The 19,429-nt window shown below is 37.1% G+C and carries 20 protein-coding genes and 1 other annotated feature; of the genes, 11 read left to right on the top strand and 9 right to left on the bottom strand.

Translation table 11 applies throughout. From position 1 onward, the window contains the following. Position 1: 1 nt before the first annotated feature. A complete protein-coding gene (locus tag KD050_RS13710; protein WP_211892899.1) occupies positions 2-1,108 on the top strand; it encodes a 5-methyltetrahydropteroyltriglutamate--homocysteine S-methyltransferase in 1,107 nt (368 codons plus the stop codon). 200 nt (positions 1,109-1,308) lie between these two features. Next, entirely contained in the window at positions 1,309-1,614 is a 306-nt protein-coding gene (locus tag KD050_RS13705) for a hypothetical protein (protein ID WP_211892898.1), read from the top strand. A 100-nt stretch (positions 1,615-1,714) separates the two neighbouring features. Here the strand turns inward: KD050_RS13705 and KD050_RS13700 are convergent, their stop codons facing one another. The 4 genes from KD050_RS13700 to KD050_RS13685 all read right to left on the bottom strand — a co-directional run bounded on the left by KD050_RS13700 (position 1,715) and on the right by KD050_RS13685 (position 5,530). Next, complete coding sequence (locus KD050_RS13700) at positions 1,715-2,863, bottom strand: acyl-CoA dehydrogenase family protein (protein ID WP_211892897.1); 1,149 nt, start codon at positions 2,861-2,863, stop codon at positions 1,715-1,717. A gap of 11 nt (positions 2,864-2,874) precedes the next feature. Further along, positions 2,875-4,026: a thiolase family protein gene (locus KD050_RS13695; protein WP_211892896.1), complete on the bottom strand. Its 1,152-nt coding sequence runs from the start codon at positions 4,024-4,026 to the stop codon at positions 2,875-2,877. A gap of 41 nt (positions 4,027-4,067) precedes the next feature. Next, positions 4,068-4,838, bottom strand: a complete 771-nt coding sequence (locus KD050_RS13690; RefSeq protein WP_211892895.1) for a 3-hydroxyacyl-CoA dehydrogenase — start codon at positions 4,836-4,838, stop codon at positions 4,068-4,070. Positions 4,839-4,963: 125 nt separating this feature from the next. Beyond that, positions 4,964-5,530 (bottom strand): NADPH-dependent FMN reductase, encoded by a 567-nt coding sequence (locus KD050_RS13685; RefSeq protein ID WP_211892894.1) that lies wholly within the window; start codon positions 5,528-5,530, stop codon positions 4,964-4,966. Between the two features lie 176 nt (positions 5,531-5,706). On the opposite strand from KD050_RS13685, the gene KD050_RS13680 reads away from it, so the two are divergent. The 4 genes from KD050_RS13680 (at position 5,707) to KD050_RS13665 (ending at position 7,802) form a co-directional block, all read left to right on the top strand. Continuing rightward, positions 5,707-6,615: an AEC family transporter gene (locus KD050_RS13680; protein WP_211892893.1), complete on the top strand. Its 909-nt coding sequence runs from the start codon at positions 5,707-5,709 to the stop codon at positions 6,613-6,615. Between the two features lie 120 nt (positions 6,616-6,735). Continuing rightward, positions 6,736-6,954, top strand: coding sequence for a spore coat associated protein CotJA (locus KD050_RS13675; RefSeq protein ID WP_211892892.1), 219 nt, complete (start codon positions 6,736-6,738; stop codon positions 6,952-6,954). Next, positions 6,951-7,217, top strand: a complete 267-nt coding sequence (locus KD050_RS13670) for a spore coat protein CotJB (RefSeq protein WP_211892891.1) — start codon at positions 6,951-6,953, stop codon at positions 7,215-7,217. The genes KD050_RS13675 and KD050_RS13670 overlap by 4 nt, the downstream gene beginning before the upstream one ends. Positions 7,218-7,232: 15 nt before the next feature. Beyond that, on the top strand, positions 7,233-7,802 hold the full coding sequence (locus KD050_RS13665; protein ID WP_090564714.1) for a manganese catalase family protein: 570 nt from the start codon (positions 7,233-7,235) through the stop codon (positions 7,800-7,802). Between the two features lie 54 nt (positions 7,803-7,856). On the opposite strand, the gene KD050_RS13660 is transcribed toward KD050_RS13665, so the two are convergent. From KD050_RS13660 to dacB, 3 genes are all read right to left on the bottom strand, one after another. Then, complete coding sequence (locus KD050_RS13660; RefSeq protein WP_370627081.1) at positions 7,857-9,947, bottom strand: MMPL family transporter; 2,091 nt, start codon at positions 9,945-9,947, stop codon at positions 7,857-7,859. Positions 9,948-10,052: 105 nt separating this feature from the next. Beyond that, positions 10,053-10,628 carry a TetR/AcrR family transcriptional regulator gene (locus KD050_RS13655; RefSeq protein ID WP_211892890.1) on the bottom strand — a complete coding sequence of 192 codons (576 nt, stop codon included), beginning with the start codon at positions 10,626-10,628 and terminating at the stop codon, positions 10,053-10,055. A gap of 316 nt (positions 10,629-10,944) precedes the next feature. Then, complete coding sequence (dacB, locus tag KD050_RS13650) at positions 10,945-12,429, bottom strand: D-alanyl-D-alanine carboxypeptidase/D-alanyl-D-alanine endopeptidase (RefSeq protein ID WP_211892889.1); 1,485 nt, start codon at positions 12,427-12,429, stop codon at positions 10,945-10,947. A 216-nt stretch (positions 12,430-12,645) separates the two neighbouring features. On the opposite strand from dacB, the gene KD050_RS13645 reads away from it, so the two are divergent. Further along, the gene (locus tag KD050_RS13645) at positions 12,646-12,990 is read left to right on the top strand and encodes a PadR family transcriptional regulator (RefSeq protein ID WP_211892888.1); all 345 of its coding nucleotides are present in this window, start codon (positions 12,646-12,648) and stop codon (positions 12,988-12,990) included. Beyond that, positions 12,977-13,642 (top strand): DUF1129 family protein, encoded by a 666-nt coding sequence (locus KD050_RS13640; protein ID WP_211892887.1) that lies wholly within the window; start codon positions 12,977-12,979, stop codon positions 13,640-13,642. Before KD050_RS13645 ends, KD050_RS13640 begins: the two co-directional genes overlap by 14 nt. A gap of 52 nt (positions 13,643-13,694) precedes the next feature. On the opposite strand, the gene KD050_RS13635 is transcribed toward KD050_RS13640, so the two are convergent. Then, on the bottom strand, positions 13,695-14,960 hold the full coding sequence (locus KD050_RS13635) for an erythromycin esterase family protein (RefSeq protein ID WP_370627080.1): 1,266 nt from the start codon (positions 14,958-14,960) through the stop codon (positions 13,695-13,697). A 133-nt stretch (positions 14,961-15,093) separates the two neighbouring features. Continuing rightward, positions 15,094-15,354 (top strand) — a binding site (T-box leader). 61 nt (positions 15,355-15,415) lie between these two features. Between KD050_RS13635 and KD050_RS13630 the strand changes: the two genes are divergently transcribed. The 3 genes from KD050_RS13630 to KD050_RS13620 all read left to right on the top strand — a co-directional run bounded on the left by KD050_RS13630 (position 15,416) and on the right by KD050_RS13620 (position 18,342). Beyond that, a complete protein-coding gene (locus KD050_RS13630; protein ID WP_211892886.1) occupies positions 15,416-16,621 on the top strand; it encodes an MFS transporter in 1,206 nt (401 codons plus the stop codon). A gap of 281 nt (positions 16,622-16,902) precedes the next feature. After that, entirely contained in the window at positions 16,903-17,589 is a 687-nt protein-coding gene (locus KD050_RS13625) for a TVP38/TMEM64 family protein (protein WP_211892885.1), read from the top strand. An 18-nt stretch (positions 17,590-17,607) separates the two neighbouring features. Next, positions 17,608-18,342, top strand: a complete 735-nt coding sequence (locus KD050_RS13620) for a metallophosphoesterase family protein (protein ID WP_211892884.1) — start codon at positions 17,608-17,610, stop codon at positions 18,340-18,342. Positions 18,343-18,829: 487 nt separating this feature from the next. Here the strand turns inward: KD050_RS13620 and KD050_RS13615 are convergent, their stop codons facing one another. Beyond that, complete coding sequence (locus KD050_RS13615; protein ID WP_211892883.1) at positions 18,830-19,327, bottom strand: flavin reductase family protein; 498 nt, start codon at positions 19,325-19,327, stop codon at positions 18,830-18,832. Between the last annotated feature and the right edge of the window lie 102 nt (positions 19,328-19,429).

Raw genomic sequence — 19,429 nt, 5'->3', positions numbered from 1 at the left:
AATGTCAAAACCATTAGTTGTAAATACACCATTCAAAGCTGATCACGTAGGAAGCTTTTTACGACCAGCTCGCCTAAAAGAAGCTCGACAACAATTTGAAAATAACGAAATAACTTCAGATCAATTAAAACAAATAGAAGACGAAGAAATTACAAAACTAGTCACAAAACAAAAAGAATCGGGACTTCAATCTGTTACGGACGGTGAGTTTAGACGTAAATGGTGGCATTTTGATTTCCTCGGTGGATTTGACGGCGTAGAATTTTACGATACAGATAAAGGTTTAACTTTTAAAGGTGTGCAAACTAAAGCCCATGGTATTAAAGTAACTGGGAAAATTGGATTTAGCACGCACTATATGATTGAACACTTTAAATTTCTTCAAGGTATTGCTGGTGATGCCGTAGCAAAATTTACTATACCTAGTCCAAATATGTTATTTTATCGAGCAACTATTGAAGATGGCGTTTATTCGAGCCAGGAAGAATTGTTTACCGATTTAGTCTTTGCATATCAAGGTGTGATTCAAGCACTTTATGATGAAGGCTGCCGTTATCTTCAAATTGATGATACTTCATGGGCAACCACTTTTTCTGAGGAAGGAATTGCTTCCTTAAAAGAAAATGGACTAGAATTGGAAGAAGCATTAGCATTATCCGCACGCGCTATTAATGAATCTATCGCTAAACGCCCTGAAGACTTGCTTGTGACTATGCATATTTGTCGAGGTAATTTTAAATCTACGTATATTACAAGTGGAAGCTATGAGCTAGTTTCGGAAACTATTTTTGCAGGATTAGATGTAGATGGCCTATTCTTAGAGTTTGATGACGAACGTTCAGGCGGATTCGAACCGCTTCGTCACATTAATCGCTCTGATCTATCTATCGTCTTAGGGTTAATCACGTCGAAACATGGAGATTTAGAAGATGCGGATCTTATCAAAAATAGAATTAATGAAGCTACTAAATATGTACCTATAGAACAGCTTTGCTTAAGTCCACAATGTGGTTTCTCATCTACTGAAGAGGGAAATCTTTTAACGGAGGAAGAACAATGGTCAAAAGTTCAGCACGTTATTCAAATCGCTAAGGAAGTTTGGAAATAAAGTGATTTAAAACCTAAAAGTCGTGCATCCAGTTTTATCTGGATGCACCCTTTTTAATTTGATCATTATGTTCATATATCTATCTGCTTTGCTAATTCAACAGATTACATGGTTTTCCCCAATACTACATGTCATGTTTTAGACATGCTGCGCTGGGTAAATAGATAGTAGATGTTATAAACATGAAGGAGGAATTTAACATGGGAACCCAACAGTATGAACACGCAACAGATGAAGTAGTAGAAGAAACTGGAGCATATACATGTGAGGCTGGAATTACTAAAAGATTAAACAAAGGCGATAAATTTCCTTCTTGTCCAGAATCGGAAGTAGCAACTTATTGGAAACACGCAGAAGGACACCATCATAATTCAGGGGAACCAGTAACAGAATCTGGCACATATATCGATGAGGATGGCGACAAATTGGAATTAGCAGAAGGTGCTACATTCCCTAATTGCCCAAAAGCAGGAACTCCTACACAATGGAGACATGCAGGAAACTAAACACGCATAATGAGTAATTAACAGGAACCTACTAAAGCTCGGCACAATGAATATTTAATTCATTAGGCCGCGCTTTAGCTAAGTTACTAGTTCACATATTTTATAAACCTAAATTCTTTGAAATAATTACCTTCATTATTTCATTTGTCCCAGCGTAAATAGAAGCTACTGGAATGTCTCTATATCTTCTTGCAATCTTATATTCTTCCATATAACCATATCCCCCATGCAATTGCATGCAGTCAATCGAAATTTCTCTTGCAGTTTCGGTCAGCCAATATTTGGCCATCGATACTTTAGTAACTACTTCTTTACCTGCAATATGATCCTCAATTAGTGATTCCAAAAATGACTTTCCAAGCTCGATTTTTGTAGCTATTTCGGCTATTTTAAATTGTGTATTTTGAAAGGATGATATGGATTTTCCAAAAGCTTTACGAGACTTTACATATTCCATTGTCATTTCTAGCATATCCTCTGAAGCAATTTGAGCAGAGATTGCTACTACTAATCTTTCCTGTTGTAGTTTCTCCATCAAGTAACCAAAGCCTTTACCCTCTTCTCCGATTAAATTAGAAATAGGAATACGACAATCCTCGAAGTATAACTCTGCGGTATCCTGTGCATGTAAACCTACCTTATCTAGCTTACGCCCTTTCGAAAATCCAGGAGTCCCCTCTTCCACCATAACTAAACTTATACCTTGATGCCTCGGTTCTGCTTTTGGGTTTGTTTTCACTACTACTAAAAATAGATTGCCATTAATTCCATTAGTAATGAATGTCTTTTGCCCATTTAAAACGTAATGATCATCATCGCGAATTGCTGTTGTTTGTATATTGGCCAAATCTGAACCTGCTCCAGGCTCTGTCATAGCGATTCCAGTAATGAAATCTGAAGTTATACATCCTGGTAGCCATCGTTTCTTTTGCTCCTGCGAGCCAAAAGCTTCTATATAGGGAACTACAATATCATTATGCAATCCAACGCCTACAAGACTTGAACCGATTCTTTCTAATTCCTCTGAAATAATTACACCAAAACTAAAATCTAAACCGAGGCCACCATAATCTTCCTCCACTTGTGGACACAAATAGCCCATCTCACCTAGTTTTCTCCAAAAGTCCTTTGGAATAAGACGGTCCTGTTCCCATGAATCATAATTGGGGGCAGCTTCTTTCTGAAGAAAATTACGTAAAGATTTTCGAAATATCACATGCTCTTCGGTCTCAAATCTATATTTTCCCACTACAAAACCCCCTATTCAATTCTTTCAATAATTGTGGCATTTGCCATGCCCATACCCTCGCAAATAGCAAGAAGACCATAGCGCCCACCAGTACGTTCTAGTCTGTGTAGCATAGTTACTAATAGCTTTGTTCCTGTAGCTCCTAAAGGATGACCTAAAGCTATTGCCCCTCCATCTGGATTTAACTTTTCTGGATTGGCACCTGTCTCTTTTAGCCAAACTAATGGAACCTGTGCAAAAGCTTCATTGACTTCATAGGTATCCATGTCTTCAATTGTAAGACCCGCTTTTAAAAGCACTTTTTTCGTCGCTTCAATTGGACCAGTTAACATAAGTGTTGGGTCAGATCCCGTAACACTTCGAGCTATTATACGAGCTTTTGGCTTTAGACCAAGCTCATCTGCCTTTTTACGAGACATTAAAAGAACTGCAGAAGCTCCGTCACTCATTTGACTAGCATTACCAGCCGTAATCACACCATTTTCATCAAATACAGGTTTTAATCCACTTAATACATTAACAGTAGAACCTGCACGAGGGCCTTCGTCGGTTGCAAAGCTTTTTACGGTACCATCTGCTTGCGGAACCTCCACAGGAACAATTTCTTTTTCAAAATGACCTTTTTCAATTGCTGCAAAGGCTTTAACATGACTTTCAGAAGAATACTTATCTAGTTCTTCACGTGTTAAGTTCCATTTCTTTACCATTCGTTCTGACGATAATCCTTGATTGATGATCTCGTATTTGTCAGTTAGTTTATTACTTAACTTCGTTTCTCCTACATTGGAAAACATAGGCTCACGCGTCATGCTTTCTACTCCCCCAGCAATGACCATATCCATGTCTCCAGCGGCAATTGCTTGTGCAGCAAAATGGACTGCTTGTTGACTTGAACCACATTGACGATCAATTGTAACCCCAGGTACATGTACTGGAAAGCCAGCAATCAATGCTGCAGTACGAGCGATATTCGCGCTTTGTTCGCCTATTTGTGTGACACATCCTAAAATGACATCATCTATTTCTGCTTTATCCACACCAACACGATTCACTAACTCGCTTAAAACAATAGCGGCAAGTTCATCAGCTCGATATTCTGAAAGCGCACCTTTTCTTCTTCCTATTGCTGTTCGTATCCCTTCTACTATTACAACCTCTTTCATGTCATCTCCACCCTTCGCTCTTTGTTTGGGACATCTTTAATTTATCTCGGTTGCATTCGAATTGCTCCGTCTAATCGGATTACTTCCCCATTGATATATTCGTTTTCAATCATAAAAGCTACTAGTGTAGCAAATTCTTCTGGTCGACCTAATCGCTTTGGAAATTCCACTAATGACTCTAGCTTCTCTATTACTCTATCCCCTAAACCTGCTGCCATAGGTGTACGGAATAACCCTGGAGCAATCGCATTAATACGTATTCCATAAGAAGATAGGTCCCTTGCAATTGGCAAGGTCATCCCCACTATTCCTGCCTTACTAGCACTATAAGCTGCCTGCCCCATTTGTCCCTCGAATGCTGCAACTGAAGCTGTATTGATAATAATACCTCGGTCATTGGATTCCATGAGGAAATCATTTTTTGTCATTTCCGCAGCCGCTAATCTCAATGTGTTAAACGTCCCTATTAAATTCACATCTATCACTTTTTTGAAATTTTCTAATGGTATTGCTCCAGATTTTCCAACTGTTTTTTGCGGAGGAGCTATACCTGCACAATTCACACAAATATGTAATGCCCCAAATTTTTCTACTGTTTGCTGAATTGCTTTATTGACAGAACTTTCATCGGCAACATTAACTATTTCATAGGCTACATTTTCTCCTAATTCTTGAATTGCCTTTTTTGCTAATTCTTCATTTACATCAAAAATTACTACCCTTGCCCCCTTTTGTAATAAATGTGCAACAGTTGCATGCCCCAATCCAGATGCTCCACCTGTTACAATGGCCACTTTATTATTAATATCCATTACTCCACCCCGCTATAATTCCCTTTGTTGTTATCTAAAAATTTTCAATATTCTATTTTAATTATAACGTAAAAAATCCAAGGGAAAAGTATATTTCCCTTGGATTTGAATTTCTTTTAAATATGTTAACGAAGTGTTTTTAAAGCCCCGCTCCATGCAAGCAATTGGTCAAGCATTGTATTTGCATTTCCTTCATGATAGTCAGCGGGTTTAAATACGCTCATATTTTCAAAATCCGTCATTAGTGAAAATGTTACAGCAGTACGAACATCTGCAACTTGTAACTCTCCTAAGATCAAACGCATATTTTCATGTGCACGAGCTCCACCTAAACTACCATATCCAACAAAACCAGCTGCCTTATTGTTTAACTCAGGATTTAAGTAATCTAATGCATTTTTTAGTGCTCCGCCTACTGTGTGATTATACTCTGGAGTCACGAAAATATAGCCATCATACGTAGCCATTTTCTCTGACCAACCTTTGATAGCCGAATTTGCTTCTTCCTGTTGTTCTGAAGGAATCTCTTGCCCAAGAAGAGGTAATCTATAGTTTATCAAATCAACTATTTCATAGTCTGCATCATATCTCTTTGTAGCAAAATTATACATCCAGTTCGAAACTGCCTCTGCATTACGCCCTTTTCTTACACTACCTACTACAATTCCAATTTTTAATTTTTCTACTGACATTATTGTTCCTCCTTCTTTCTTTTTCAAAGAATTAAAGAATTCATGCTCTGCCACTACTTTTTTATCATTTCCATTTGAGTGATTTCTACACATAGTTGAGATTATATATTCAAGGCAATATGATATAGTAATTTAATAGAAAGAACTAATAATGATTTTAGATTGAAGGTGTTGAAGTGGAACTGGTTTTAATAGTTTTGCCCGTTTTTATTATTTTCTTTATCGGGTTTATTGGACAGAAATTTATTGGTTTCGATATTAAATCTATCTCTACAGCCGCGTTATACTTAATGTCTCCATTTTTAGCTTTCCGAACATTTTATACAAATGCCTTAACAATGGAATATTTTTATATTGTATTATTTTGTCTTATTTTAGCCTTCATTTTACTTATAATTACTTGGGTTACTGGAACTCTAATGAAGACTTCACGCTCGGAACTTTCTGCGATGATTTTAGGTGGAATGTTTATGAATAGTGGAAATTATGGAGCTCCGGTAGTGTTATTTGCTTTAGGGGCTACTGGTTTTGATTATGCTGTAATGATTATGGTTCTTCATGGTTTATTCATTAATACATTTGGTATATTCTTTGCATCTCTTGGTGGTGGAGAGAAGGCGACATGGCAGCAGTCCTTGCATCGGGTTATTAGGATGCCGGTCGTGTATGCAGCTGCACTCGGCATTTTTTTACACGAAACCGGACTGACTGTGCCACAGGCGGTAATGGATGGCGTCGGACTCGTTGCCGATGCATCGATACCAACAGTGATGCTTGTTCTCGGAATGCAATTAGCGGTCATTTCTCGGAAAAAAGTCGCTTATCGATACGTTGCTGCGGTTTCCGTTATTCGGATAATTGTATCTCCCCTTCTAGCGATTGGAATTTTATACTTCTTGCCGGTCAATGATACGGTCAAACAGGTTGCGATTATTTTAGCAGCTATGCCAACTGCAGCTAATACAACGATGTTAGCTTTGCAATTTAATACCGAACCGGATCTTGTTTCGTTTACAACTCTAGTTACAACGCTTGTCAGCATCATTTCTATTCCGTTAGTTTTATTTTTCTTAGGTATTTCCTAGAATAATATAGTATGAAAAATCGACAAACTCTTATTAGTTTTTCATAACTGATAAGAGTTTTTATGTTGCGTAATTAGACAAGTTCTAGCTTCATAGGATGGGTAGAAGGAGTGATGACATTTGGAACGTCCAAGTTATCGAGGAAGTTATAAGCCTTTTGTTTCACCACGGGATCCCTGCCCCCCGATTACCGTGAAGTATTTTGTGTTGCCCCCACAAATTTTCACAAATTTCCAGCAGCCTGGCCTACCGCAAAATTCTCCCGAGGAGGCACTAATGCAAGGTTCGCTCTGGCCTAAATTTGTGGATGGATTCTCCCGAGAGGAAGGAATTTCATGAATGCTTTTGATGAAAGAATGCATCTGTTAAAAAAAGTACAACAAATGGATTTTGTTGTTGTCGAATGGACATTATACACGGACACACATCCAGATGATGAAGATGCTTTAGAGCAATGGAGAGAAGCGATTAAAAAAGCTGCATCTGCACGCAAACAATACGAAAATAAATTTGGACCTTTATCCCTTAAATCCATTCCCTCTAGACAGGCGCTAGAAGTAGGCTGGCGCTGGAATCAAGACCCTTGGCCGTGGCAATTATGAGAAAGGGGAAATCAGATGTGGGTTTATGAAAAAAAGCTGCTTTATCCCGTCGAAGTAACAACCTGTAATCCGATGCTCGCAAAATATCTTATGGAGCAATACGGAGGCGCTGACGGTGAACTGGCGGCTGCACTCAGATATATGAACCAGCGTTATACAGTTCCGGATAAAGTAATCGGACTGCTTACAGATATTTCCACCGAGGAATTCTCACATCTTGAAATGCTTGCGACGATGATTTATAAATTAACTAAGGATGCTACCCCTGAACAATTAGAAAAAGCCGGTTTAGGTGCACACTTTGTTAATCATGGTCATTCATTGTTCTATGAGAATGCTGGAGGTGTTCCATTTACAGCTACTTATATTCAATCTAAAGGAGATCCCATAGCCGATTTGTATGAGGATATTGCCGCGGAAGAAAAAGCACGCGCCACCTACCAATGGTTAATCGATATTTCAGATGATCCTGGTATCAATGATGCTTTACGTTTCTTAAGAGAACGGGAAAATATTCATTCTCTCCGATTCCGAGAAGCTGTTGAATTGCTTAAAGATGAAAGGGACCGGAAGAAGATTTTCTAAAAAACAAAAAAGCATGGTCCTCTTGGAATTATTCCAAATGACCATGCTTTTTTGTTATTTTTTATCTTTCTCAAATAGGACAATTAATGCGGGTAAAAGAATTCCGCGAATTAAGAATGTGTCCAAGATAATTCCCACTGCTACGATAAATCCAAAAACAAATAGCAGTTGGATTGGCTGCGTCATCAGTACAGCGAATGTTGCAGCAAGTAGGATACCTGCTGAAGAAATAACTCCACCTGTGTGGGATACTGCAATTTGAACTGCTTCTTTAACGGAATGTTTTTCACGTTCCTCTAAATATCTAGATATAAGAATAATATTATAATCGATTCCTAGTGCTACTAAGAACACAAACGAATAGAGTGGAACACGATTACTAATCGTATCAATATCGAAGAATAAATTAGTTAAGAACATACCAAGACCAAGTGCAGCCAAGAAGGACAATAGAATAGTACCCATCATGTAAATTGGCATTTTAATAGATTTCGTTAAAACAATTAATAAGATAAAGATTAAGAGTGTTTCAAGCAATACAATGATGATTAGATCACGGCTATTTGCTGACCGATCATCTAAGTTCGATGCAGTTTCACCAGCAAAGTACAATTCACCATCTACGTCACTTTCGTTCACAATATTATCCGCTTTCTCCATCATAATTTCCAAGGCGTCCATTGACTCTGTTGAATATGGACTTTCCTCGAATGTTAGTTGGAATTGTGCCGCAAGTCCATCTTCTGAAGTTCCTGAAGCACGAACACTGCTCACTAAGTCTTGTTGTAATAACTGATTAACTAGACTTGCTTGCATTTCCTCTGTAATTTCACTTTCAGATTCAAAAAGGACAGTTGTTGGAGCTAAATCCCCTTTTTCAAATTCCTGTTCAATGACTTCATATCCTTCACGGGACGGCATGTCACTTGGGAAAGATTTAATCGTATCGAACTCATATTTCAGATTGAATAAGTTCAATGCGGAAACTACTAAAATAACTAATATCGACACTGCAGCGATTACTGGTTTATTGACTACAAACCTTGCAATTTTACTCCATAATGAGTTCGCTTTAACTTCTTTTTCTCCATATTTCGGAACACGAGGCCAGAAAGACTTACGTCCAAAAAGAGTAAATAATGCTGGGATTAGTGTGACAGAAGCAAACATAATGACAAACATTGTCGTCCCGAAAATTGGTGCGAAATTACGATAATCTCCAAATGATGCAAAGAATAGCACGAGCATTGCTGCTAAAACTGTACCACCTGCAAAGAATACAGGAATTCCAGTCTCACGCATTGCATACTTCATAGCATCGAATTTAGTTTCATAGTTCTTTAACTCTTCTCTATAACGAGAAAATACAAACAATGAATAATCAATTGTTGCCGCAAACAACAGAATCGACATTATCGATAACGATTGAGTAGCTAACTCCAAGCCAGTAGCGCCAATCATACCAAGTATTTGGTTTACAACCTGGTAAACAATTCCTGCTGCTAGTAAGGGAATTAGAGCTAATAGCGGCGAACGATAAATGACAATTAGTAGGATAAGGATAATTCCTACTGTCGATAAGATTAAAACCAGATCCGCACGTTCAAATAGATTTGTTGTATCTACAGCAATTCCAGCAGGACCTGTCATATAAACCGTCGAACCGGTTTCCTCTGCTACAATTTCCCTCACCTGAGCCAAGCTCTCCTCTAAATCAGAAGTTTCTAAAGAGGTGATAAAGCTTATAGGAATAACTGACGTTTTCTTATCTTCCGAGAAAAAGCCTTCTAACGCCTGGGGTGGCAGACTACTAAACGGAACCATTTCTTTTAAACCATTTATATCTATATCAGCTACTTTATCTAATGCTGCTCCAAGCGTTTCAATATCTATTTCTTCTTTCGACTGAAGAACCAGAATTCCAGGTAAACTTTCAGCATCTTTAAAGTGCTCATCAATATTCTCCTGGGCTATTATCGACTTGGCATCCTCAGGTAACGAGGCTACACTAGAAACCTTATAATCGCTTGAACCTGGGGCAAATATTGTAAGAATTACTGTTAGAGCGATCCAAATACTTAACGTAATCCACATACCTTTTCGCGTCGTAACAAAATCGGTTACTCTGCCTAGTATCTTTTTCAATAAGACCACTTCCTTCTCCATTTAATTAATGACACAAGTGTCACTTTGAGTAAAAAAAAACATACTTGTCATTTACATTATGTGTAAAAGTGACTTGTATGTCAATTAATCTTTCTGAAACATTCCTTCACTTAAAATCTCTTTGATAGAAGCTACCCATTCGTCTTTAGGAATCCCAAAATGATTGGGAATAGCAATAGTCTGAAAAATCATCCCAAGAATTATAGCATCAGATAGATGACTTTTAATCACTCGCTCTTTCTTCCCCTGCTCGATCAACCCTTGGAATTGTTTGTACATATTAATGTAATATGTATTTAACTCTGTCTGATTGGAGACAACGCGATGGGAAGATTGTTTAGGAATTTGATGAATAATCTCTAATATCTGATGAATTTCACTATGTCTAAAAATAAAATTAATAACTAGAGAAAACTGTGTTTGAAAATCTCCACTTTTATCAAGCTCACTAAAACCTTGGAGAAAGTAATTCATTTCATACATCAGAAACTCCGATATCAATTCATCTTTGTTCTCATAATATTTATATATACTTCCTCGAGAAACTTCCATCATCGAGGCTAACTTGCTAAATGTGAAGGAATCATAACCATCCTCAATTAGCAAAAGCTTCGTTGATTTAAATAACTCATCATCAGTAAATTTACGCTCACGCGCCATTCGTTTCACCTCACTACACAAATAGTATAGTACATAGATAAAAAAAGTTAAACTACACTTAAAAATTACCATTAAGTAGGTAAGTTTTTAATGGATTCATTATTTCCCATTCTTATTTTATTATTTCAAGTAGGAGTTCAGTTATTTTGTTTTTCACTTCTATGAAAATTGAATCATCTAAGGAGGCTCGACCTTGCCCGCAGAAAGAGTCCGACTGTAACGGAAATCCGCAGTTATATTTATCTGAGCAAATTATAAAACCCTCTTTATACTAATAAAAGCGCCACCAATGCTTTGCAAAGGTGACGCTTTCCTATTAATAATGATTAGCAATCGTTGTAGCAATCCTATCAAGAGCGGGGATTGTGCTCGTTTTATTTTTCTCTGTTAACACGGTAAATATAAGAGTCTCACCGCTTTTAGTTTTTGCATATCCAGCGAGAGATTTTATATTTTCTAGACTGCCAGTTTTCGCTGTTATGTTACCTCTAGCACCAGTAGTTTTCAATCTATTCCGAAGGGTCCCACCTACAAAACGATCAGATATGCCCGCTACTGGAAGGCTTTTACTGAAAGTCTTATACCAAGGCTCTGACTGAACTGCATAAAGTAAAAGTGATAATTCCCTAGTTGTAATCTTGTTTGAATATGACATACCTGATGCGTCTTCGAATTTCCATTTAGTACTGTCCAATCCAATAGAATTAGCATATTCTCTCATTACTTTTAAACCTGCATTCCAGCTTCCTTCTCCATACTTCACTTTTCCCATCTCTTTTGCTAGCATCTCCGCATGTGTATTATTACTAAGCTTCATAAATGGAATGACTATATCCTTTAGCGGTTTTGACCTTTTAGATTCTAAAACCTTTGCATTGTCGGGTGTCTTCCCTTTCATAACCACAGACGAAGGTATAAATGTGATACCCTTTGCTTGTAATGACTTTTTAAATACATCCAATACATATAATGTGGGATCTGTCACAGAGATCCATTCCTTCGTTCCGTAAGTTCCAACTGGAGAGTTTCCAGAAATAATTACCTTATTAGTGCCTACCTGTCGAGTAATTTTCAACGTGTTTTTGTATCCTTTAGGAACGGTTCTGGACTTATTCACTACCTGTAAAACACTAGTTTGAGGAGTTAGCGTTACTTTAGTTGCCTTCCCATTTATTGAAGGTATCGCCTGGACTATTACCGATCCAGCGTCAAAATCACTATTCGGCGAAACTGTTAGAGCAGAAATAGGTGCTGCATAATAATATGGCTCATCCTCCGCCAAAATACCTGCAGACAGCCGAACGGAATCATACCATGAATCATCCCCAACTATATTTCCAGAAATTCTTTTAATACCTTGTTTTACTAAACTATTCGCGAAATTATCAAAGTCGGACTTCAATAAGGTTGGATCACCTTTACCACGCATATACAAATTACCATTTAATGTACCGTTTTGTACTTGTCCATTCGTATATACTGCTGTTGGGAAACGATAATCTTCCCCAAGTGTTTCTAAGGCTGCTGCTGCAGTTAAAAGCTTTAATGAAGACGCTGGCGTTATCCCTTTATCTCCGTTATATTGATATACTATTTCACCAGTAGATGCTTTTCTTACCGTAAGAGCTGTTGTTGCACTTTTCATACGGCTATCTGCCATTATATTGTTAATTGCACTTTTTAGACTGCCGTACGAAGTTGCGGCCTCTACAGTATTATCCTCACTTGTAGAAATAAAAACAGAACCACTGATTGTTACAATTGAAACGACAGAAATTAATAATTTTTTCCAAATTTCCACTATGTACCTCCTATATCGTTTTAAAGTTATTGTTAGTTTAACACGAAGTTGTCAGATAATAAGGGTCTTTTTTAATCCTTACAAGAAATTGGACCATTGACCTAGTAGACATTATTTCAAATTATCTTTATACTATGTTTAACTACTTTGCAAAGCAAGGTAGTTCATTTTTAAATAACTACTTTGTTTTACAAGATAGTGAAAGGGAGAAGAAACATGTCCATTAGGAGTCAACTACTTAAAGGTATTCTTGATGGCTGCGTACTGGCCATTATCGAAAAAGAATCAGTATACGGTTATGAATTGTCTAAAAAGCTTCAAAAAGTGGGCTTAGAGGATGTGAGTGAAGGAACTATTTACCCTGTTTTATTGAGACTTCAAAAAAACAAGCTTATTATTGGTGAAATGAAGCCCTCAGAATCTGGACCTAACCGAAAATATTATTCATTAACTCCTGCTGGTAAGGAAGCTCTTGAAACAATTTCCATAGAGTGGAATCAGCTATCGGTACCTATTAATGCATTATTATCAAAAGGGGATGAAATGCTTGAAAGCAAGTGAGTTAATAGTACAAAACAACCAAAAAAGAGGGTTACTGACAGAGGAAAATGAGAAGTATTACACGAATTTACTACTCTATATCCGAACAAAGTTAACCTTATCTGAGCAGCAATCAGAGGAAGTTTTGATGGAAATGTTAGATCATCTTATAGAAGGTCAGAAGGACGGGAAAACTGCGAAAGAAATCTTTGGTAATGACCCTAAGGGGTATGCAGAGGAGATCTGTAATCATTTGCCACGTGAAAATAAACGTAATAGCTTCATATCCATGAGTGAAGTAGCTTTAAATATTATTGGATGGTTTTTAATAATGCGAAGTATAATTATCCCCATAATCGGAGGTGAAACCTCGGAAAAAGTGTATGTCATTTCTTCCCTACTTCTCATTATATTGATAGTGATTATGACAGCATTTGGAGTAAAAATGATTTTCGGATTAATAAGTCAAACATCCTTTGATGAAAATGCTACTGACAAAAAAATGATGTTTAAGGCTGGTTTGTATGGGGCTGGTGGGTTTTTAGTTATTGCAATCATTAGCTTTTTTGTAAAGGAGATTGGACCATCCTTTATATTACCTTGGCAGGTTTCACTTGGTGTAGGTTTTATATTAATACTGATTTCATGGCTTATGAAAAAGTATAAATTGTAGATAACATAGACAGGTGGAGAAATTCTTTGCCTTCTCCATCTGTACTTGATCTTTATTCATTTTCTTGAATTGGTGACAATGCTTTTGTTTTATCTATAAAAATAAAGGCATCGTATCTGCTCCCGATTTTAGAAGGTACATAATTTCCATAAGCTTCGAAGTCTGGATTATACACGACTCCAATAGCCCGATGCCCAATCCAATTATTAAAGAATGTTCGATTCTCCTCATCAAAAAGCAGAAGCTTATCTGTAGCTTCAACACGATGCAGCATATCTTCCCATGTATCTTTTCTTGCAGGTGGCACAGTCATTTTCTTAGGAATAGTCCCCCACTCGTCTGCTGCAATAACCTCACCTCTATGTGTACCAAATCCCACCGAATACACATTTTCGGGGTTGTTCTGTAGACGAAGAATTTCCCCCACGTTTGTCAGACCTTCTTCTTTCATATCCGTTGCGGATGCATCTCCAATATGGGTGTTATGTGCCCAAATTATTATTTTCGCACCTTTACCATGATAATCCATTATTTCATTAATCACTTCGACCATATGCTCATCACGAACATTCCATGAAAGTTCATCACTACGAACCATAGCTCGGTAGTATTCTTCCGCATTTTGAGCAACTAAAGCATTTATCTTTAAATTTAAATCTGCTTCCTGACCACCTTCATAATGCTTTTCGTTTATACGAATTGAAGAAACTAACTTCGCCACTTCCTCCACACATGCATCAGAAATGTGAATGGAAGAAAAAGCATACGTTTCGGGATGACGATTAAAAGGCTCAAAACAGGAAATTGCTTTCTTCGCAAAAGCCATATCTGTTCCTTCCGGATTTGTTTTACCCAAATAGCTTACAACCTCATCTAGAGATTCCCATAAACTATACACATCGACTCCATAAACTCCCGTTTTCCTGTTACCTTCTAATTTCTTATTATGTTTTTCTAACCACTTAACTAATTCAAAAATCTCTTCATTTGCCCACATCCATGTCGGCCAGCGTTCGAACGCATTTAGTACATTTTGTTTGTTAGCCTCTGTATCGTATCCTTTTATAAATCTATTTACTCGCTGAGTGGATGGCCAATCCCCTTCTACCGCAATTAGAGTAAATCCCTTATCTTCTATGAGTCGCTTTGATAACTCTGCTCGAACTTTATAAAATTCCGATGTCCCGTGACTAGCTTCCCCCAATAGAACAATTTTCGCATCTCCAATCGCTTTTAATAGAGGGGTAAAATCCTCGGGAGTATTAAATGGCAGTGCAAACTTTTTAATAGCTTCTATAAGAGATTTTATCTTAAACACTCCTTTTCCCTAGAAGTTTGCGTTACACTATCACCCTTTATACCGTTTTAATATTTGGAGCTGTTAAAATATATTGCCTATCATAAAAAAAACAACTAGTATTTAAAGAAAAATATGGTATGATAGGAAAAATTAAAAAGCAATGAAGAGAAGAGTAGGTAATCGAATTTCTTAACAGAGAGCCCTATTAGCTGCGAATGGGTAAGAACGAAGTTACTGAAACAAGCCTCTGAGCTTCACGTAGGACTTGTACAGAACAAGGCATTATGTGACAGACGCTCCTGTTATCGAGCTAGGGTATAAGCATGCTTACATGCCGTACTTGAAAAGGCCACTAATGGTGACATTAGGGCAAACTAGGGTGGCACCACGACATATTAATCTCGTCCCTAAGACAGTAGTCTTGGGGGTGGGATTTTTTTATTTGCCAAATTAAATATGTCGGAGGTTTTAAAATGAAATCATTCAAATGGAAGTTTCCTATCATATATTTGTGCTCCGTTGGAATTGCCAATATCGGAGGATGGATATACTTATTAGCAATCAACTTATTGGTATTAGAGAAAACAGGATCTGCATTAGCAGTTGCGGCATTGTATATTATTAAACCTATCACCCAGTTATTAGTTGGACCTTGGGCAGGTAGTCTCATTGACCGTGTTTCTACTAAGCATATTATGGTGTATTTAGATGTGATTAGAGCAATATTAATCCTCTTCATCCCTTTTTCAGATTCCATCGTATTCATTTATATACTAGTGTTTTTCATCCAAATGGCTGGAGCAATATTTGAGCCAGCATCCTTCACTTATATGACGCTTTTGCTGCCTGAAAATATAAGACATCGATTTAACGCAATTCTTAGCTTTGTCCATTCGGGTGCATTTGTAACTGGGCCTTTGATTGCAGGTATTTTATTTATGATTGGTTCCCTTAAGGAAGCATTATTTGTAAACGTCGTTATTTTTCTATTATGTGCTGCTCTTGCCCTTCTACTTCCTAGACAAATGTCTACAGCTACTTTTGAAAATTCAAGAATAACATGGTTGAACATCCGAGATGATTGGAGTTTAGTTGTACATTTTAGTAAGAAGGCTATTCCTTTTTTCGTCTTATATATGATGTTCCAAATGGTAATGCTACTAACTGCCGCATTAGACTCCATGGAAGTGACCTTTGCCAAAAAGGTCCTTAATCTATCCAATACTGCCTATGGGTCTCTTGTCACTCTTGCTGGGATTGGATTTCTAGTGGGTGCTATCTGCACCAATGTAATAGTAAGATTTGCTCCAGCTAAACTGTTAATGATTATCGGAACACTATTTGTCTCTGTTGGTTATGTTATTTACAGTTTTTCCACAACCTACTTGATAGCCAGTATCGGATTTTTTGTTCTTTCATTTTTTCTATCTATTTCAAATACGGGATTTATGACATACATTCAATCCAATATCCCTACCGATATGATGGGTAGAATCTCAAGCCTTTATGAGATGCTATCGAGTTTTATACAAATTATCGTTATTCTTTTTCTAGGATTGGCTTCTCAATGGTTTTCTGTAAAAGAGGTGGTCATTGGAGGTTCTATCCTAATGTTTTGTGTGGCTCTCTACTTAACTTTACTTTCAGCTAATCAATTTAAAAGGAAATTGGTCCAATAGTATGTAGCTTTTTGGTCTTTACATAATTCAATTGAATATCTTTAAAGAAGAGACCTTAAAAGTTTTTTAGTAACCTCAAGTCATGGTACGATTAGATAATAAAGTGAAACTTCAATCAGTGGTGATTTTCTTCTTCGCCACTGATCGTTAGTTGAACCATTCGGGCTTTTACGGGCAGTTGTCTCCCACATATGCTTTGTTACTTGGGAGAGGCTTTAGAGTGGGAGATTACTGCCCGTTTATGCGGGATAAATGTGAGAAGGACCAGGTGACGTTAACAAATGAAGAATAAAATTCAACATCTTACGAAAAGACAATGGATTATATGGAGCGGTTTGCTGCTAATTTTAGTTTTTGTCTTATTAAACAAAGATATTGTGACGTCTTTATTGCAGGGTGATATAAATGAAGTACAACTATTTTTAGAAAGAAATATCGGCTACGCTCTATTTTTTATGGCCCTTGTCATGCTCATACAAAATTCATTTACTATTTTTCCACTCATTATCGTAATTACCATTAATATCACGATTTTCGGATTTATCAACGGCTTTTTATGGAGTTGGTTTACAAGTGTAATCGCTTCAGTCATTGTGTTATACGGCGTGCGCTATGTTTTTCAAGACATTATTATCGACAAGTTCAATAAAGGTTTAATTGAAAAGGTAGATGCAAATGGTTTCGCTTATGTACTTCAAGGAAGACTTTTCCCTTTTATCCCAACTAGTTTGATTAATATTTTGTCTGGTCTAAGCACAATACGTATCGTGCCTTTCACTATAGCTACTGCAATTGGAAATTTCCTTTATTTCTTTGTCCTTGCTCTAATTCCAGCTGGAATATTATCATCTGATGTAGATGAATATCTCATTTTCAGCATTATTTTTGCGACTATTCTTATTTATTATTTAGTGAAGTATGTGAAGCACAAAAAGAAATCTACAGAAAAAGTAGATTCGTTAGATTAAGTCGTAGGAGTGATTATTTTGAAGGTAGCGATTATTACAGATATTCATGGGAACGAACTTGCCCTACAAGCAGTATTGAAAGAAATAGATGCTACGGAAGATGTGCAGGAAATTTGGTGTCTTGGAGATATGATCGCTATGGGACCGGATACAAATGAAGTTCTAGATACTCTATTTGAGCGTTCCGATATCCAAATGATTACTGGTAACCACGACGAAGCAATACTTTCCCTTATTTTAGGAGAAGGACACCCCGATAGCTATAAGCACACACGTGAACACCATGAATGGATCGCTAACCAATTATCCCTTCAAAATGTAAAGCGACTTCAGCAACTCCCAAGAATAATAAAAAAAGAAATTAAAGATATACGTCTTTTTGGCATTCACTATCATATCGAGCAACATCTGCTTGAAGCTCATATTAAAGAAGAGCCCTTTTATACAATTTTAGAGCCTACACTAGAAAATACGATAAGCATGTTTGGTGCTTATCCTGCAGATATCATTTGTTTTGGGCATAATCATCCAGAGCATCTATTTCAAACGGACAACAAGATATTACTGAATCCGGGAGCCCTTGGTGTATCTAAAGGAAATACTGCACCATATGCGATAATAGACTTTGCTTTTGTTAAACCAGAAGTTACCATCCATCACGTCGCCTATGACAAAGTAGCTTTTTTACAAAAGTTCGAGACTCTCCAAGTACCACAAAGAGAAATACTGTTTAAGCTTTTTTATACAGAGTAATAATTTAGAGGATAATCTCTCCCAAGCAAGTACAACTTGCTTGGGAGAGATTTTTTCTTTCTTGCTTTCTCATCAGATTTACTTACTCTACTCATGTCGTTACTTGCTTTCCTAATATATACTTGCTTCCCTTCTTTATTTACTTGCTATCAATGGCTCTTTATTTGCGGAAGAGAATTTATTTACAATCTGAGTCAGTTCATAATTACCTGCTTCAATTATCACGTGTTACCACAATTTTATATTCGTTTTTAAAAAAGGCCATCTTGTTGATTGGAGAGGAAGGCGGCGACTCCAGCGTGAATAGCACGAACTGAAAGCCCCGCAGGAACGTAGTGACGAGGAGATTGAAGCCGTGCCCGCGGAAAGCGTCCGCCTAGAACGGAAATCAATGTTGTTCGGTTTTCACTATAATATTCTTTTATGAAATTGATTCAATTTTATACATAAAAAGGACATCCATCAGGATATCCTTTTCACTAATTATTCATTTATAAAATTCTGTTGGGATCGCACCGATATTTCTGCGGTGATACAATAAAGGCTCTTTTGCTGCATTTTGAATATGCAGTACCTCACCAATCATAATTGTATGATCGCCAGCTTCAACTTTTTTAAACACTTTACATTCCAATGTTGCCAACGAGTTAGAAAGTACCGGCAAATTCAATTCTGATTTGTTCCATTCACACAGAGCAAATCTATCCTCCACTTTACTAGCGAATAAATTACAAATATCTCCTTGGTCTGCTGATAGAATATTTACCGTAAACTTATCTACTTTTAAAAACTCTTCGTATGAGTATACTCTTTTATCAATAGACCATAATATTAATAATGGATCCAACGAAACAGATGCGAAGGAATTTACAGTCAATCCCATTGGTTTACCGTCACTATTAAAAGCAGTAACTACTGTGACTCCTGTAGGATAATTTCCCATTGCCGCTTTAAAGCTGGCTACTTGATCTAATTTATTTTCCATCCAGATAACATCCAATCTCTTTTTCTTTTAAGCATATCAAAACCATACATTTCTTTCACACATTTGGATTCATTCGAACCTATTTTGTTTAAAGTTGTTACT

Origin of the sequence: Psychrobacillus sp. INOP01, from assembly GCF_018140925.1 — a bacterium.
In the GTDB taxonomy this organism is placed as follows: Bacteria; Bacillota; Bacilli; order Bacillales_A; family Planococcaceae; genus Psychrobacillus.
This window is presented reverse-complemented; position numbering and strand designations above follow the sequence as displayed.

Bases quoted from the DNA above. Each gene is read 5' to 3' on its own strand.
- KD050_RS13705 (WP_211892898.1), top strand. From the start codon at position 1,309: ATGGGAACCCAACAGTATGAACACGCAACAGATGAAGTAGTAGAAGAA.
- KD050_RS13695 (WP_211892896.1), bottom strand. From the start codon at position 4,026: ATGAAAGAGGTTGTAATAGTAGAAGGGATACGAACAGCAATAGGAAGA.
- KD050_RS13685 (WP_211892894.1), bottom strand. From the start codon at position 5,530: ATGTCAGTAGAAAAATTAAAAATTGGAATTGTAGTAGGTAGTGTAAGA.
- KD050_RS13630 (WP_211892886.1), top strand. From the start codon at position 15,416: ATGAAATCATTCAAATGGAAGTTTCCTATCATATATTTGTGCTCCGTT.
- KD050_RS13710 (WP_211892899.1), top strand. From the start codon at position 2: ATGTCAAAACCATTAGTTGTAAATACACCATTCAAAGCTGATCACGTA.
- KD050_RS13655 (WP_211892890.1), bottom strand. From the start codon at position 10,628: ATGGCGCGTGAGCGTAAATTTACTGATGATGAGTTATTTAAATCAACG.
- KD050_RS13645 (WP_211892888.1), top strand. From the start codon at position 12,646: ATGTCCATTAGGAGTCAACTACTTAAAGGTATTCTTGATGGCTGCGTA.
- KD050_RS13625 (WP_211892885.1), top strand. From the start codon at position 16,903: ATGAAGAATAAAATTCAACATCTTACGAAAAGACAATGGATTATATGG.
- KD050_RS13665 (WP_090564714.1), top strand. From the start codon at position 7,233: ATGTGGGTTTATGAAAAAAAGCTGCTTTATCCCGTCGAAGTAACAACC.
- KD050_RS13670 (WP_211892891.1), top strand. From the start codon at position 6,951: ATGAATGCTTTTGATGAAAGAATGCATCTGTTAAAAAAAGTACAACAA.
- KD050_RS13615 (WP_211892883.1), bottom strand. From the start codon at position 19,327: ATGGAAAATAAATTAGATCAAGTAGCCAGCTTTAAAGCGGCAATGGGA.
- KD050_RS13690 (WP_211892895.1), bottom strand. From the start codon at position 4,838: ATGGATATTAATAATAAAGTGGCCATTGTAACAGGTGGAGCATCTGGA.